The organism is Streptomyces sp. NPDC033229, assembly GCF_055576875.1.
Map to the genome: position 1 here is coordinate 122,122 of NZ_JBVIQR010000018.1, position 14,054 is coordinate 136,175.

Sequence of the window (14,054 nt, forward strand, 5' to 3'; positions counted from 1 at the left end):
GGGTGCCGACGGGTGCGGGCGTGGGCGTGGACCGGCGGTTGCGGGGCAGCGGGCATGGGGCGGGGAGCGTGGCTCAGCGGTCGTGGAGGCGGAAGACGACGGTCTCCTCGACGACCCCCCGGTACGGGGTGAGCAGGGCGTCCACCCGGTCGCGCGCCTCGGGAACGACCTCGTCGAGGCTCTGCGCGTAGACGCCCACGTTGTGGCACTGCGGGAAGTCGTGCGCGGGGTCCACCCAGGTGATCTCCAGCCAGTCCGCGGGCACCGGGAAGACCGACACCGGACTGCGACCCTCCAGATTGGGCACCACATCGTGCTCGTTGACGAGGCTGACGACCTGTGTCTCGGGGTCGCGGGGGCGTTTGAAGTCGATGGGCGAGCCGACGGCGACGACGTGCGTCAGCCGCCATTTCTGGTTGACCTCGGGGATCTCCGTCAGGTTCATGGCCGCGATGCCGCCCTGGCTGTGCCCGATCAGCGCGATCGACGCCCCTTCGGGCACGGTCTGGGCGACGGCCTTGCGGACCGCCCGGGTGTACGGCGAGTCGTTGCGGCCCACCGCGGTGACCGCGCCCACCAGGTCCTGCGGGGTGGCGTTGCGGGGCAGACCGAAGGCCATGCCGGCCAGCAGCACCAGATAGCGGGTGACGCCGTCCGGGCCGGTGACCCGCTGGACGATCATCCGGCCGTCGTTGCCGATCGCGGTCAGATTCCGCAGATGCGCGCTGATGCCGCCACCGTCGTCCAGGGCGGCGAGCAGGGCCGGGTCCGGCGGCTCGGCCACGGCCCGGCCCGCGCCCCGGTCCCAGCGGGCCCAGGCCCCGATGCTCGTACCCAGCAGCGGATCGCCCTCGGCCCGCGAGCCGGTGACGATGCACCAGGCCGCCGCGTCGTTGAACGGGTTCTCGTCCACCAGCGCGTTCCACGCCATGACCTCGGTGAGCGACGGGGCGAGCGCCGCCAGGGCCCGCTCGGCGCCGTCCGCGCGCACCGCCCGGTGGAAGACCCGCAGCGCCTGGGTCTGCCGGTCGGCCTCGATGGCCCCCAGCAGCCGCCGTACCGGGCCGTCCTCGATGAACTCCGGGTGGCGCACCGCGCACAACCGGATCCGCAGCTTGAGCGAGGTGACCGCCACCGCGACCGCGAGATTCTCCCGGCTGGTGAGCACCCCGCCCAGCCACGCGGCCCGCCCCACCCGCCCGCCGTCCGGGGCGTAGCCCAGCCCGGCCGGTTCGGTGAGGGTCCGGGCGAGGGCCCGCACCGCCCGCACCCCGGTGCGGGGCGAGCGGCCGAGCGAGGCCGCCAGCTGCGGGTCCGTGGCGATCGCGGTGACCGTACGGCCCGCCTCACGGATCACCCCGGCCACCTCGCCCAGCATGCGGGCGACGGCCGCGAGCGAGGCGGTGTCCACCTCCTCGGGGCCGTCCTCGGAAGGGGGCCCGCAGTCTTCGGAAGGAGCCCGGCAGTCCTCGGATGGGGACCCGCAGCCCTCGGAAGGAGCCCCGCCGTCCTCGGAAAGGGCCCCGCAGTCCCCGGAAGCAGCCCGGTCGTCCTCGGAAGAGGGCCCGTCGTCCCCGGTGCCCCGCGCACCGGCGCGCGCTTCGCTGTCGGTCGTCATACGCCCTCCACCGGCCGGCGGGAGCGGACCCCGATGCGCAGCCGTGCCGCGTCGAAGGTGTGCGGCAGCGGCCGGTCGGGGTTCAGCCGCGGGCCGGCCACGGCCAGTTCCCCGGCGCGCAGGAACTCGGCGACGAACCCGGTGGCCAGCTGGAGGCCCAGCTCCATGCCGCTGCACTGGGCCTCGCCCCGGCTGAAGGGGCTGACGGCCCAGTCCCGCTCCGCCGTGCCGTCCAGCCACTTCTCCGGCGCGAACCGGTGCGCGTAGTCGATCCGTTCGCCGTCCCGCGCGTGGAACCCGGCGGGCACCAGCACATTGACGCCTCCCGGCGCCACCGCGTCGCGCCAGCGGGTCTCGGCCGTGGTGCGCCGCATCAGACTGGACACCGGCGGCCACAGCCGCGCCGCCTCCTGCACACAGGCGCGGACGTACGGCATGGCCTGGAACCCCGCCGCCGTGCGCGGCCCGTGCGTCCGGTCGGCCGACTCGGTCTCCGCGAGCGCCCGCTCGTACTGGACGGGGTGCGAGGCGAGCAGGGACAGCGCCTGGAGGGCAGCCGCGTGCACCACGGTCAGCGCCATGAACCAGTGGGCGACCTGTGCCTCGGGAGCGGTCTCCGGCCCCCGGGGCGCGCTGCCGAACAGCCCGGCCAGGCTGCGCGGGTCGGCGTCGGCCAGGTAGCGGGCCTGGCGCTGCATCAGCCGCCGCCGGATCCTGCGGGTGCGGCCGGTGCGCCAGCGCCGCGCGCCCATCCAATTGGCCTCGGCCAGCAGCAGATCGAGCAGCCGGGAGTACTCCACGTCGTCGGCGGCGGCCTCGCCCAGGAAGCAGCGCCGCCCCGCGCGCTCGAAGCGCTCGCGGATGTCGTCCGGCCGCAGGCCCTCCACGGCCCTGGGCCCCAGCAGGGCCGCCGCCTCCTCGCCCACGACCCGCAGGAAGTGGTCCGCGAGCCGGTGCACGGGACAGCCCGCGTCCAGCACCGCGTCGTTGAACGCCCGCCGCGCCGCGCGCTGCCCGCCGTGCGAGGCGACCAGCGCCTCGGGCTGCACGGCCGCGAAGCCGCTCACCTTCTCCCAGGTGTCCACCGCGTACACCTCGACGGGCCCGGCCAGCACCTGTTTGGCGTCCTCGGGATCCAGGACCAGCAGGGTGGGGCCGGAGGTGCCGCGCACCAGGATCGGGCCGCGGCCGTGCCGACGGCGCATCCGGCGCATCAGCTCCAGGCCGCGCCGGGCGGGGTCGGTCCGGGCGACGAGCGCGGCGACGCGGGGGCGGGAACGGAAGGCGCCCTTGACGTAGATGGGAAGGAAATAGACGAGGGTGAGCCGGAAGTTCTCGCTCCGGGTCGCGGTCGGCAGCTCGGCGCGCCGCTCACCGAGCCCCGGGGCGTCGATCGTGTCGCTCATGCCAGCACCTTCCCCGGGTTGAGCAGCCCCTCGGGGTCGAGCAGCCGTTTGACGTCCCGCTGCAACCGCAGGTTGCGGGGCGGCAGTTCACGGGCCAGCCAGTCGCGCTTGAGGACGCCGACGCCGTGCTCACCGGTGATGGTGCCGCCCAGCTCCAGCCCGGCGGCCATGATGGCGTCGTACGCCTCCTTGGCGCGCCGGACCGCGTCGGGGTCGGAGCGGTCGAAGATGACGGTCGGGTGCAGATTGCCGTCACCCGCGTGCCCGACGGTGGAGATGTAGAGGTCGTACTCGTCGGCGATCAGCTCGATCCGGTCGATGAGCGTGGCCAGCTCGGCGCGCGGCACCGCGACGTCCTCGATGAACGCCGTGACGTCACCGGAGAGCGCCGCGGCCCGGGCGCCGAGCGCCGGCAGCACCATCCGGCGCGCCTCCAGCACCTCCTTGGACTCCCGCTCGTCGGCGGCGGCGCTGACGGACAGTGCCTTCGCCGACCGGCAGAGCGCGGCCATCGCCCGTACCTGCTCGGCGGCGTCGGGCGCGTCGCTCGCCACGATCAGGGTGGCCGCGGCGTGCCCGGCCAGCAGCGGATGGCCGAGCGCGGCGACCGCCTCGGTGGTGGTGCGGTCCATCAGCTCCAGTGCGGAGGGGATATGGCCCTCGCGGATGATCGCGGCCACCGCCTCGCCCGCGTCCGAGGCGGACGGGAACTGGGCCAGCAGCGCCAGCGCGGGCGGTTGCGGCGGGCGCAGCGCCAGCGTCGCCTCGACGATGACGCCCAGGGTGCCCTCGGAGCCGACGAACAGCCGGGTGAGGTCGTAGCCGGCGACGCCCTTGACGGTGCGCCGGCCGACGCGCAGCACCTCGCCGTCGGCGAGCACGACGGTCAGCCCGAGGACGTAGTCGGCGGTGACCCCGTACTTCACACAGCACAGGCCGCCCGCCCCGGTGGCGATGTTTCCGCCGATCGTGCAGGTCTCCCAGGAGGCCGGGTCCGGCGGGTAGCACAGGCCCCGCTCGGCGACGGCCGCGGCGAGGTCGGCGGTGACCACCCCGGGCTCGCAGCGCACCAGCCGGTTCGCGGTGTCGATCTCCAGGACGCGGTTCATCCGGACCATGGACAGCACCACACAGCCGTCGACGGCGTTGGCCGCTCCGGCGAGGCCCGTGCGGGCGCCCTGCGGCACGACGGGCACCCCGTAGGCCCGGGCCGTGCGGACCACGTGCTGGACCTGCTCAATGGTGTCGGGGCACACCACGGCGGCGGGTCTGCCCGCCTCGCTGAACGGCGCGGAATCCCTGGTGTGCAGGTCGAGTTCGGCTTCGCCGGTCAGCACGGACCCGGGGGGCAGGGATTCGCCCAGGGCGGTCAGAAGGGGATTCTCGACGGTTACGGTCATCGGCAACTCCATGCGGTGGGGGGCCGCTTACGAGGCGGTGTGAAGAAGAAGGCGAGGGAGGAGCGCGGTCACAGCGTGGGCGGAACGGTGGTGATGGGCGCCACGATGAGCACCGGCCCGTCCGGCGAAGTGGTGGCGGCCGCGACCAGCTCGGCGAGGTGCGCGGCGTCCGTGGCGCGGTGCGCGGGGACCCCGTAGCCCCGGGCCAGGGCGCACAGATCGATGCCGGGGATGTCCAGGCCGGGCACGCCGGGGGTGTTCTCGAAGCGGCCGAACCACTTGAGGATCGCGTACTCCCGGTTCGCCGGGATCACGAAGGTGACCGGGACGCGGTAGGCGGCCGCCGTCCACAGCGCGGTGATCGCGTACTGCGCGGAACCGTCACCGACGAGCGCCACCACCGGCCGGTCCGGCCGGCCGAGGCGGGCGCCCACCGCCGCCGCGAGACCGAAGCCCAGACCGCCGCCGGTGGTCATCAGGAAGGACCCCGGCCGGTCGATGCGCACATGGTCGCGGAAGGCCTGGACATTGGAGGGCGACTCGTTGACCCACACGGTCTCCGGCGGGGCGGCACTCGCGACGGCCGCGAGGGCGTCCACCGCGGACATCGGCTCGGGGGCCGCGTCGGCGGGCGCGTTCTCCGCTGCCGCGGTCTCCGACACCGTGGGCGCCGTCGTCCCTCCCGCCGCCGCGTCCGCCGGGCCGTCGGCGCCGCCCTTCTTCTCCAGCACCTCCGTGAGCAGTTCCAGGGTGGGCCGCAGCCCCGCGACGAGGGCGTCGCCGACGGGGGCGCGCGCCGCCTCGTCGGGGTCGCTGGTGAGCAGCACCAGCTCGGCCCCGTCCGGCAGCACCGGGCCGGGCACATAGGGGTAGTAGCGGAAGACGGGCGCCCCCACCACCAGCACCAGATCGTGTCCGGCCAGGGTCTGCGCCAGCGGCGCGAGGGCCGGCGGCAGGACGCCCTGGTAGAGGGGGTGGTCCTCGGGGAAGCCGACCCGGCCCTCGATGGGCGAGGCCCACACCGGCAGCCGCCGGTGCTCGGCGAGCGCGACGGCCGCCTCCCAGGCGCCTTCGGCGTCCACCGCGCCACCGGTCACCAGCACCGGGTTGGCGGCCTCCGCCAGCCGTCGGGCGAGGGCCTCCACGGCGGGTGCGGCGGCCGCGGTGCCGTCGTGGACCCGGCGGCGCGCCGCGGCCAGCGCCGCCGCGTACTCCGCCTCGTCCAGCTCGACGTCGAAGTCGTCCATCGGCAGCGACAGGAACACCGGCCCGCGCGGCGCGGTCTCGGCCAGGTGGAAGGCCCGGGCCAGGGCAGCGGGCACGTCCTGCGCGCGCGGTGGTTCGTACGCCCACTTCACGGCGGGGCGGGGGAGGACGGTGGCGTCCACGTTGGTCAGCAGCGCCTCCATGGTCATCATGGCGCGGACCTGCTGCCCGGCGGTCACCACCATGGGGGTGTGGTTGGCGGCGGCGGTGATGATGGCGCCCATGGCGTTGCCGACGCCGGGAGCCGTGTGGAGATTGACCAGGGCGGTCCGGCCGGTGGCCTGCGCGTACCCGTCGGCCATTCCGACGACGACGGCTTCCTGGAGGCCGAGCACGTACCGGAAGTCGTCGGGGAAGTCCTGGAGGAAGGGGAGTTCCGTGGAGCCCGGGTTGCCGAACACCGTCGTCACTCCACGGGACCGCAACAGCTCAAAAGTGGCTGCGCGTACGGTCGTCATGCCTCGCACCTCTTGAGGTCGGTGGGCCGGTTGGGAGAGGGGAGCATTGCCACTTCCCGCCCGGCAAAGCCATGACAGCCGAAGATCAGCTCAGTATTCATCCGCAGGAGTGAAAACCTGCTTTTCCGCCCGGTCCGACCGGTCTGCGGGTCCTACGGTCGCCGGTATGCCCGACTTGGACGAAGTCATCCAGCGGATCCGTCACGACATGGACAGACGCCTTCGTGAGCGCCTGCGCGGGATGCCGCCGGAGCGGCCGGCCGACTGGCCCGTCGACACCCTCTCCCACACCCTCGCCGACCGTCCGCTCGACGCGGTCGAACCCGGGCAGGCGGCCGGGACCGGCTGAGGCGCGCTCCCGCGCACGGCCCTGGACATGACGGCGGGAGGCGGGCCGTCGCTCGGCGGCCGCCTCCCGCTGTCCGGTGCGGTGGGTTCGGTGTCTTACGGTCCGGTGGTCAGCGCCTGGACCTGCTCATTCCCAGCCCCGCGAGGGCGAGGGAACACAGGAGGGCCACACCGCCGACGATGATGTTGCTGACGATGGCCCGGGTGGTGTCGGCGCTGCCCGCCACGACCCAGGGCGCGACGATCGTCCACGCGGCTATGCACAGCGCGGCCCAGCTCATCGCGTGCGTACGTTCATACGCCGACCCGAAGCCGCCGAGCAGACAAGCGAAGGCCGCACCGGCGATCAGGTTGGTGATGGCCAGGGTCGTTGAGCCGTTGAATCCGACAATCCATGGTGAGGCGGCCAGATAGACGCCACACATAAAGGCGAGGGCTTCGACGCCCTGTGCGGTGGGTGTCGCGGTGGTTTCCTCCGAGTGCGCACGGAGCGCCAGGAGGTCCGGGTGCTGGTCGATACGGGGCGACGTAGGAGCGCTCACGTCGGCCACCTTCTTTCCCTACTTGAGTGCCACCTGGCTGTATTTTAACCTCAATTGCTCCAATTTCCACCCTGATGGCGTAGACAACACCACGCCCTGACACCTGTTCGGGAGTGGGGGAACCCGGCCCGAACCCGGCCCGAACCCGGCCCGAGCGCCGCGCGGCCAACGCTCACGGGACGTTCCCCGGCCGGAAAGATCCACGTGGCCCGCGCGGCGCGCGGGGTGCCGACAACCCCCCTATGCGCATCGTCATCGTCACCGAGTCCTTCCCGCCCGACATCAACGGCGTCGCCCACTGCGCCGAGCAGACCGCCCGCCATCTGGCCCGGCGCGGCCACGAACCGCTCGTCGTCACCCCGTCGGGCCCCTACGATCCGGCCGGCGGCGAGGGCGACGCCGGGCGTTGCCCCGTCGTGCGGGTGCCCTCGGTGCCGTTGCCCGGCTGTCCGCAGATCCGCCTCGCGCTGCCGAGCCGACGGCTGACCGGGGTGCTGGCCGCGCACCGGCCCGACGTCGTCCATCTCGCGAGCCCTTTCGTACTCGGCGCGCGCGGCATGCGCGCCGCCGCGCGTCTCGGCGTGCCCGCCGTCGCCGTCTACCAGACCGACCTCGGCGGCTACGCCCGCACCTATCTGGGCACGAGCGGCCATCTCGCCTGGCGGCGGATACGGGCCGTGCACTCCGCCGCCGACCGCACCCTCGCTCCCTCCTCCGCCGCCGCCCGCGACCTCGTCGCGCACGGCGTCCCCCGGGTGCGGCTGTGGCCGCGCGGCGTCGACTCCACCCGCTTCCACCCCGCGCTGCGCGACCCGGAACTGCGCCGCGCGCTCGCTCCCGGCGGTGAGCTGATCGTCGGCTACGTGGGGCGGCTCGCCCCGGAGAAACGCGTCGAGCTGCTCGCATCCGTCTGCGCGCTGCCGGGCGTGCGCCTCGTCGTCGTCGGCGACGGCCCCAGCGCCGCCGGACTGCGCGCCGCCCTGCCCGGGGCCCGCTTTCTGGGCAGCCGCACCGGCGAGGGCCTCGCCCGGATCCTCGCCTCGTTGGATGTCTTCGTCCACACCGGCCCGCAGGAGACCTTCTGCCAGACCGTCCAGGAGGCGCAGGCCAGCGGCGTACCGGTGATCGCACCGGCGATCGGCGGCCCCCTCGACCTCATCGACCACGGCCGCACCGGTCTCCTCGTGCGGCCCTGTGACGCCGAGGCGATCCGCGACGCCGTGCTCACCCTGGAACCCTGCCGCGCCCGGCGCGCCGCGTACGGGCGGGCCGGCCGCGAGTCCGTCCTCGGCCGCACCTGGACGGTGATCGGCGACCGGCTCCTGGACCACTACGACGACGTACTGGCGCGCCGGGGCGCCCGGCCCCGGCCGGCCGAGACAAGCCCGTCCGGCGTTTGAGGACGCGCCCGCAGGGCGCTCGCCGCCGCAGGCGGTAAGACGGCCCGCAGCCGAGGATCCGCCGGACAGTCCCTACGCCCCCACGGGAACAAACCGCACCGGCGTCCCCGGCACCGCCTGGGCCGCGGCGGCCAGGGACGGTTCGGGGACCACGCCGACGACGGGGTAGCCACCGGTCGTGGGGTGATCCGCCAGGAAGACCACCGGGCGGCCGTCGGGCGGGACCTGGACGGCGCCGAGGACCATGCCCTCGCTGGGGAGTTCGCCCTCCCGCGCCCGCTGCAGGCGCGGCCCCTCGGTGCGCAGCCCGATGCGGTTGCTGGCGGGCGACACCCGGAAGGCGCCGCCCGCCAGCGCGCGCCGCGCCTCGGGGGTGAACCAGTCGTCCCGCGGGCCGAGGACGACCGGCAGCACCAGCCCGGCCGTGGGCGGACCGGCCCAGGGCACGGTGTCGGCCGCGAGCGGCGGCCCGCACGGGGTGCCCAGCGGCAGGGACATGCCGTCGACGAGCGGTTCGGGCCCGAGGCCGGAGAGCAGGTCACGGGAGCGGCTGCCGAGCACTTCGGGCACGGCCACACCACCCCCGAAGGCCACAGAGCAGCGCAGCCCCGCGCGGGCGCTGCCCACGTCGAGCACGGCACCCGCCGCCAGCCGCACCGGCGCGCCCCACGCCACCGGGCGGCCGTCGACCCGTACCGGACAGGGTGCCCCCGTCACGGCGGCCGTCACGGCCGTATCCGTGCGCACGGCGCACCCGTTGACCGTGGTCTCCAGGGTGGCGAACGCCGCGGGGTTGCCCACCAGACGGTTGGCGAGCCGGTGCGCGGGCTGGTCGAGGGCGCCGGAGCGGGGCACCCCCAGATGCGCGTGGCCGGGTCGGCCGAGGTCCTGAACGGTCGTCAGCGCCCCGGCCCGCACCACCGTCAGGGCGCTCACGCGAGCGCCTCGAAACGCACCCGGGTGCCCGGGGCGAGCAGCGCGGCCGGCTCCCGGGCGGGGTCCCACAGGGCCGCGTCGGTCCGGCCGATGAGCTGCCAGCCGCCGGGGGAGGAGCGCGGGTAGACACCGGTGTAGGGGCCGGCCAGGCCCACCGACCCGGCGGGCACGGCCGTGCGCGGAGTGGACCGGCGCGGGACCCGCAACCGCTCGGGCAGACCGGTGAGATAGCCGAAGCCGGGCGCGAAACCGCAGAAGGCGACGCGGAATTCGAGGGCGGAGTGGATGCGCGGGACCTCCTCCTCCGGCACCTGCCACAGGGCCGCGACGTCGGCGAGGTCGGCCCCGTCGTAGCGGACGGGCAGGACGACGGCCGCGCTGTCGGCGGCGGTCAGCGGGGGTATGGACCAGCTCGCGAAGTCCGCGGCGAGGGCGTGCGGGTCGTCGAGGCCGTCCAGCAGGACCGTCCGGGCGGCGGGCACGATCTCGGCCACGGGCGGCAGCACCCCGGTGGCGCGACGGCGCAGCAGTTCGGCGTGCAGGGCCTGCGCCTGCTCGGCGGTGTCGACCTCGACGAGCAGGGCGCGGCGCCCGACGGGAAGGGCGCGGGCGCCCGTGAGCCGCTCCGGGGGCGCGCTCACGCGAACGCCTCGATCCGGACGCCGGCGGCCTCCAGCCCGTCCCGCACCCGGCGGGCGAGCTGCGCGGCCCCGGGGGTGTCGCCGTGCAGGCACAGCGATCGGGCGTCGACGGCGACCTCCTCGCCGGTGAGGGCGAGGACGGCCGACGCGCGGGCGATACGGACGGACCGGGTGACGACGGTGTCCGGGTCGGTGATCACGGAGCCGGGCTCCCGGCGGGGGACGAGCGTGCCCGCGGCGGTGTACGCGCGGTCCGCGAACGCCTCCGGGACCACCGGCAGTCCGGCCCGCCCGGCGGCCTCGTGCAGCAACGACCCGGGCAGCCCGAGGACGGGCAGCGGCCCGCCCGCACCCGATATGCCCGCCACCACGGCGGCCGCCTGGGCGGCGTCGGTGACCGTGCGGTTGTAGAGCGCGCCGTGCGGCTTCACATACGCGACGTCCGAGCCGGCCGCCTGCGCGAAGACGCGCAACGCGCCGATCTGGTAGGTGATCTCGTCGGCGAGCTCGTCCGGCGGCACGTCCATGGCGCGGCGGCCGAACCCGGCCAGGTCGCGGTAGGAGACCTGGGCGCCGATGCGCACGCCGAGCTCGACGGCGCGCTCGCACACCCGGCGCATCGTGGAGGGGTCCCCGGCGTGGAAGCCGCAGGCGATGTTCGCACTGGTGACGACCGACAGCAGGGCGTCGTCGTCGGTGAGTCGCCAGCGTCCGAAGCCCTCGCCGAGATCGGCGTTGAGGTCGAGCGTCGGCCGGGGCGTCGTGCCCGGCCCGTCGGCAGGTCCGGTCATCGGCTGGTCTCCCGCATCACGTCGAGTATGAGCGCCCGGGCGTCGTCCAGATAGGTGGTCAGCTCGGTTTCGGCACGGTCGTACGCACCGTCGTCGAGCAGCGTGGCGAGGGCGCGGTTGCGCGCCAGGAACGGTTCGTGGAAGCGGCGCGGCGAGGGCATCGCGTGGAAGGCCAGGCGCAGTTCGGCCAGCAGCCGGTCCATGGCGGTGTCGATGCGGGCGCTGCCGGCGAGCGCCGCGAGCGCCCGGTGGAAGCGCAGGTCCGCCGAGCCGACCTCCCGCCAGTCGTGACCGGCCGCGGCGCGCTCGCCCTCGGCCACCGCCCGGCCGACGGCGTCGCGCAGCGGCCGGTCCGCACGGGCGGCGGCCCGTACCCCCGCGGTCTCCAGGGCGGCGCGCACCCGGTAGATGTCGGTGACATCGGCGGGCTCCAGGACCCGGACGAACACCCCCCGGTTCAGCACATGGACGACCAGGCTCTCGTGGATGAGCAGCCGGAACGCCTCGCGCAGCGTATTGCGCGACACCCCGAGATCCCGGCCGAGGGACTCCTCGGACAACTGGGTGCCGGGCGGCAGTCCGCCGCCCTCGATACGGGTCCGCAGCGCGTCGGCCACGCGCTGCGCGGTGGATCGGGCCATGCGTCCTCCACGGTGCGGCAGTCAAGCGATCAAGGGCGATACGGAGGCGCGTCCACCGGCCGCGGCCAAGTGATCCGCCAGTCAAGCCCCTTGAGGATTGTTGAACAATATCTTAGCCTCCTCGCCAGTCGCCTCACCCGATCGAGTGAGGTCGAGGGAACGCGGAAGGCAAGGCCCATGCTCGTTCTCCTGGGCGTCCTCGTGGTCGTGATCGGCTTCGCCACGAGGCGCAACCCCCTGCTGGTCGTCGGTGCCGCGGGCATCGCCACCGGCCTGCTCGGCGGCCTCTCGCCGCAGAAGGTGCTGGCCGCCTTCGGCACCGGCTTCGCCTCCAGCCGGGCGGTGACGATCTTCGTGATCACCCTCCCCGTCATCGGCCTCCTGGAGCGCTACGGCCTCCAGGAGCAGGCCCGCCGGCTGATCACCCGCTTCGCCGGGCTCACCACCGGCCGCTTCCTGGCCCTCTACCTCCTGCTCCGCCAGATCACCGCCGCACTAGGACTCGTCAGCGTCTTCGGACACGCCCAGACCGTGCGCCCGCTCGCCGCCCCCATGGCCGAGGGCGCGGCCGAGCGGCGCCACGGTCCGCTGCCCGACAAGGCCCGGGAGAAGGTGCGCTCCTTCGCCGCCAGCGCCGACAACGTCGGGCTCTTCTTCGGTGAGGACGTCTTCCTGGCCGTCGGCTCGATCCTGCTCATCACCGGATTCGTCAACACCACCTACCACACCCACCTCGAACCGCTGCAGCTCGCGCTGTGGGCCATACCCACCGCCCTGTGCGCCCTCGCCATCCACGGCTGGCGGCTGCTGCGCCTGGACCGGACGCTGGCCGCCCAGGACACCGGAGCCGGCGCGCGCGAGGCCCTCGACCGGAAGGCCGCCAAGTGATCAAGGCAGAGTGGTTCTACTGGCTCGTCGGGGGCATCTTCCTGGTGATGGCCGCCCAGATGCTCACCGACCGCAGCAATCCCAAGCGGCTGGGCACCGCCGCCTTCTGGGGGCTGCTCGGCCTCGGCTTCGTCTACAGCACCTGGGTCGTCGAGAAGTCGGCCCCGCCCGAGCCGCTCGGGGTGGCCGTCCTCGTCATGGTCTGCCTCGCCGGCTTCGGGTTCACCGGGCGCGGCGAGGCCCGCACGACGACTCCCGAGCAGCGGTTGGCGAGCGCGCGGCGGTTCGGCGGCAAGCTGTTCGTGCCCGCCCTGGCCATCCCCGCCGTCGCCCTGATCTGCGCGGTCGGCGTCAAGAAGCTGTCCCTGGGCGGCGAGCCCGTCCTGCAGAAGGGCAGCGAGACCATCCTCGGGCTCGGCATCGGCTCCCTCGTCGCCCTCGCCGTCGCCATGGTGATGCTGCGCGAGCGGCGGATCACCGTTCCCGTGCACGCCGGGCGCTCGATGCTGGAGTCGATGGGCTGGGCGATGCTGCTGCCGCAGCTGCTGGCCACGCTCGGCACGATCTTCTCCGTCGCGGGCGTCGGTGACCAGGTCCGCCGGATCACCACCGCGGTCCTGCCGGACGGCTCCGTCCTCGTCGCCGTCGTCGTCTACTGCGCCGGGATGTTCCTCTTCACCGTGGTCATGGGCAACGGCTTCGCCGCGTTTCCCGTGATGACCGCGGCCGTCGGCTGGCCGGTCCTGGTGGAGCAGGCGCACGGCAACGCCTCCGCCGTCCTCGCCATCGGCATGCTCGCGGGCTTCTGCGGCACGCTGGTGACACCCATGGCCGCGAACTACAACTTCGTCCCCGCCGCCCTGCTGGAGCTCAAGGACCAGTACGGGCCCATCAAGGCACAACTGCCCACCGCGGTCGCCCTGCTCGGCTGCAATATCGTCATCATGGCCGCCTTCGCCTTTTGACCCGTTACGACACCATCTGACGTCATCTGATGCCATCTGACGCCGCCCGGCGTCACGTGCCTTGTAGGGAGCGCCCCGCGATGACCCGGGTACTGCTGACCGGATTCGAACCCTTCGGCGGCGAGAGCCTCAACCCCTCCTGGCAGGCCGTGCGCGCCGTCGCCGTCGACCCGCCCCAGGGAATCGACGTGCACGCCGCCCAACTGCCCTGCGTCTTCGGCGACGCCATCGACGCCCTGTACGACGCCGTCCGGGAGACCGAGCCCGACCTCGTCGTCTGCGTCGGCCAGGCCGGGGGCCGCCCCCACCTGACCGTCGAGCGCGTCGCCGTCAACATCGACGACGCCGTCATCCCCGACAATCTGGGCGCCCGGCCCGTCGACGAACCCGTCGTCCCCGGCGGCCCGGCCGCCTATTTCGCCACCCTCCCCGTCAAGGCCTGTGTCGCCGCCGTCCGCGACGCGGGCCTGCCCGCCGCCGTCTCGCAGACCGCGGGCACCTTCGTCTGCAACCACGTCTTCTACGCGCTGATGCACCTCGCCGCGACCGAACGACCCGGCCTGCGGGGCGGGTTCGTCCACGTTCCGTACGCCCCGGAACAGGTCACCGACCGGGCCCTGCCGTCACTCCCCGTGGCCGCCGTGGCCGAGGGGCTGCGTATGATCGTGATCACCGCCGCGCACCGCACCGAGGACGTACGCGCTGTGGGCGGCGCCACACACTGACGACACCGGCTCCGGCGCCGGGCACGTCC

14 protein-coding genes are annotated in these 14,054 nt (G+C 74.2%); 5 read left to right on the forward strand and 9 right to left on the reverse strand.

Annotated features, from left to right (window positions below; genetic code table 11):
• Positions 1 to 73: 73 nt before the first annotated feature.
• From ACZ53N_RS18245 to mdlC, 4 genes are all read right to left on the reverse strand, one after another.
• Positions 74 to 1,618 (reverse strand): alpha/beta hydrolase family protein, encoded by a 1,545-nt coding sequence (locus ACZ53N_RS18245; protein WP_469141833.1) that lies wholly within the window; start codon positions 1,616 to 1,618, stop codon positions 74 to 76.
• Positions 1,615 to 3,024: a cytochrome P450 gene (locus ACZ53N_RS18250; protein WP_469141834.1), complete on the reverse strand. Its 1,410-nt coding sequence runs from the start codon at positions 3,022 to 3,024 to the stop codon at positions 1,615 to 1,617. Before ACZ53N_RS18250 ends, ACZ53N_RS18245 begins: the two co-directional genes overlap by 4 nt.
• Positions 3,021 to 4,424: an FAD-binding oxidoreductase gene (locus ACZ53N_RS18255; protein ID WP_469141835.1), complete on the reverse strand. Its 1,404-nt coding sequence runs from the start codon at positions 4,422 to 4,424 to the stop codon at positions 3,021 to 3,023. The genes ACZ53N_RS18250 and ACZ53N_RS18255 overlap by 4 nt, the downstream gene beginning before the upstream one ends.
• 68 nt (positions 4,425 to 4,492) lie before the next feature.
• Complete coding sequence (gene mdlC, locus ACZ53N_RS18260) at positions 4,493 to 6,148, reverse strand: benzoylformate decarboxylase (protein WP_469141836.1); 1,656 nt, start codon at positions 6,146 to 6,148, stop codon at positions 4,493 to 4,495.
• A gap of 166 nt (positions 6,149 to 6,314) precedes the next feature.
• Here mdlC and ACZ53N_RS18265 point away from each other — a divergent pair, with 166 nt between their 5' ends.
• Positions 6,315 to 6,497 carry a hypothetical protein gene (locus tag ACZ53N_RS18265; RefSeq protein WP_469141837.1) on the forward strand — a complete coding sequence of 61 codons (183 nt, stop codon included), beginning with the start codon at positions 6,315 to 6,317 and terminating at the stop codon, positions 6,495 to 6,497.
• 109 nt (positions 6,498 to 6,606) lie between these two features.
• Here the strand turns inward: ACZ53N_RS18265 and ACZ53N_RS18270 are convergent, their stop codons facing one another.
• Positions 6,607 to 7,038, reverse strand: coding sequence for an SPW repeat protein (locus ACZ53N_RS18270; RefSeq protein WP_469141838.1), 432 nt, complete (start codon positions 7,036 to 7,038; stop codon positions 6,607 to 6,609).
• A 242-nt stretch (positions 7,039 to 7,280) separates the two neighbouring features.
• Between ACZ53N_RS18270 and ACZ53N_RS18275 the strand changes: the two genes are divergently transcribed.
• Complete coding sequence (locus tag ACZ53N_RS18275; RefSeq protein ID WP_469141839.1) at positions 7,281 to 8,438, forward strand: glycosyltransferase family 4 protein; 1,158 nt, start codon at positions 7,281 to 7,283, stop codon at positions 8,436 to 8,438.
• 72 nt (positions 8,439 to 8,510) lie between these two features.
• Here the strand turns inward: ACZ53N_RS18275 and ACZ53N_RS18280 are convergent, their stop codons facing one another.
• Genes ACZ53N_RS18280 through ACZ53N_RS18295 form a run of 4 tightly spaced genes read right to left on the reverse strand, consistent with a single transcriptional unit; the run spans position 8,511 to position 11,447 of the window.
• Positions 8,511 to 9,374 carry a 5-oxoprolinase subunit C family protein gene (locus ACZ53N_RS18280; RefSeq protein WP_469141840.1) on the reverse strand — a complete coding sequence of 288 codons (864 nt, stop codon included), beginning with the start codon at positions 9,372 to 9,374 and terminating at the stop codon, positions 8,511 to 8,513.
• Positions 9,371 to 10,015 carry a 5-oxoprolinase subunit PxpB gene (gene pxpB / locus ACZ53N_RS18285; protein ID WP_469141841.1) on the reverse strand — a complete coding sequence of 215 codons (645 nt, stop codon included), beginning with the start codon at positions 10,013 to 10,015 and terminating at the stop codon, positions 9,371 to 9,373. The genes ACZ53N_RS18280 and pxpB overlap by 4 nt, the downstream gene beginning before the upstream one ends.
• Positions 10,012 to 10,806: a LamB/YcsF family protein gene (locus tag ACZ53N_RS18290; RefSeq protein ID WP_469141842.1), complete on the reverse strand. Its 795-nt coding sequence runs from the start codon at positions 10,804 to 10,806 to the stop codon at positions 10,012 to 10,014. The genes pxpB and ACZ53N_RS18290 overlap by 4 nt, the downstream gene beginning before the upstream one ends.
• Positions 10,803 to 11,447 carry a GntR family transcriptional regulator gene (locus tag ACZ53N_RS18295; protein WP_469141843.1) on the reverse strand — a complete coding sequence of 215 codons (645 nt, stop codon included), beginning with the start codon at positions 11,445 to 11,447 and terminating at the stop codon, positions 10,803 to 10,805. Before ACZ53N_RS18295 ends, ACZ53N_RS18290 begins: the two co-directional genes overlap by 4 nt.
• A 177-nt stretch (positions 11,448 to 11,624) precedes the next feature.
• Between ACZ53N_RS18295 and ACZ53N_RS18300 the strand changes: the two genes are divergently transcribed.
• From ACZ53N_RS18300 to pcp, 3 genes are all read left to right on the forward strand, one after another.
• Positions 11,625 to 12,335, forward strand: a complete 711-nt coding sequence (locus ACZ53N_RS18300; RefSeq protein ID WP_469141844.1) for a DUF969 domain-containing protein — start codon at positions 11,625 to 11,627, stop codon at positions 12,333 to 12,335.
• Entirely contained in the window at positions 12,332 to 13,300 is a 969-nt protein-coding gene (locus ACZ53N_RS18305) for a DUF979 domain-containing protein (RefSeq protein ID WP_469141845.1), read from the forward strand. The genes ACZ53N_RS18300 and ACZ53N_RS18305 overlap by 4 nt, the downstream gene beginning before the upstream one ends.
• A gap of 80 nt (positions 13,301 to 13,380) precedes the next feature.
• The gene (gene pcp, locus ACZ53N_RS18310) at positions 13,381 to 14,025 is read left to right on the forward strand and encodes a pyroglutamyl-peptidase I (protein ID WP_469141846.1); all 645 of its coding nucleotides are present in this window, start codon (positions 13,381 to 13,383) and stop codon (positions 14,023 to 14,025) included.
• Positions 14,026 to 14,054 lie beyond the last annotated feature (29 nt).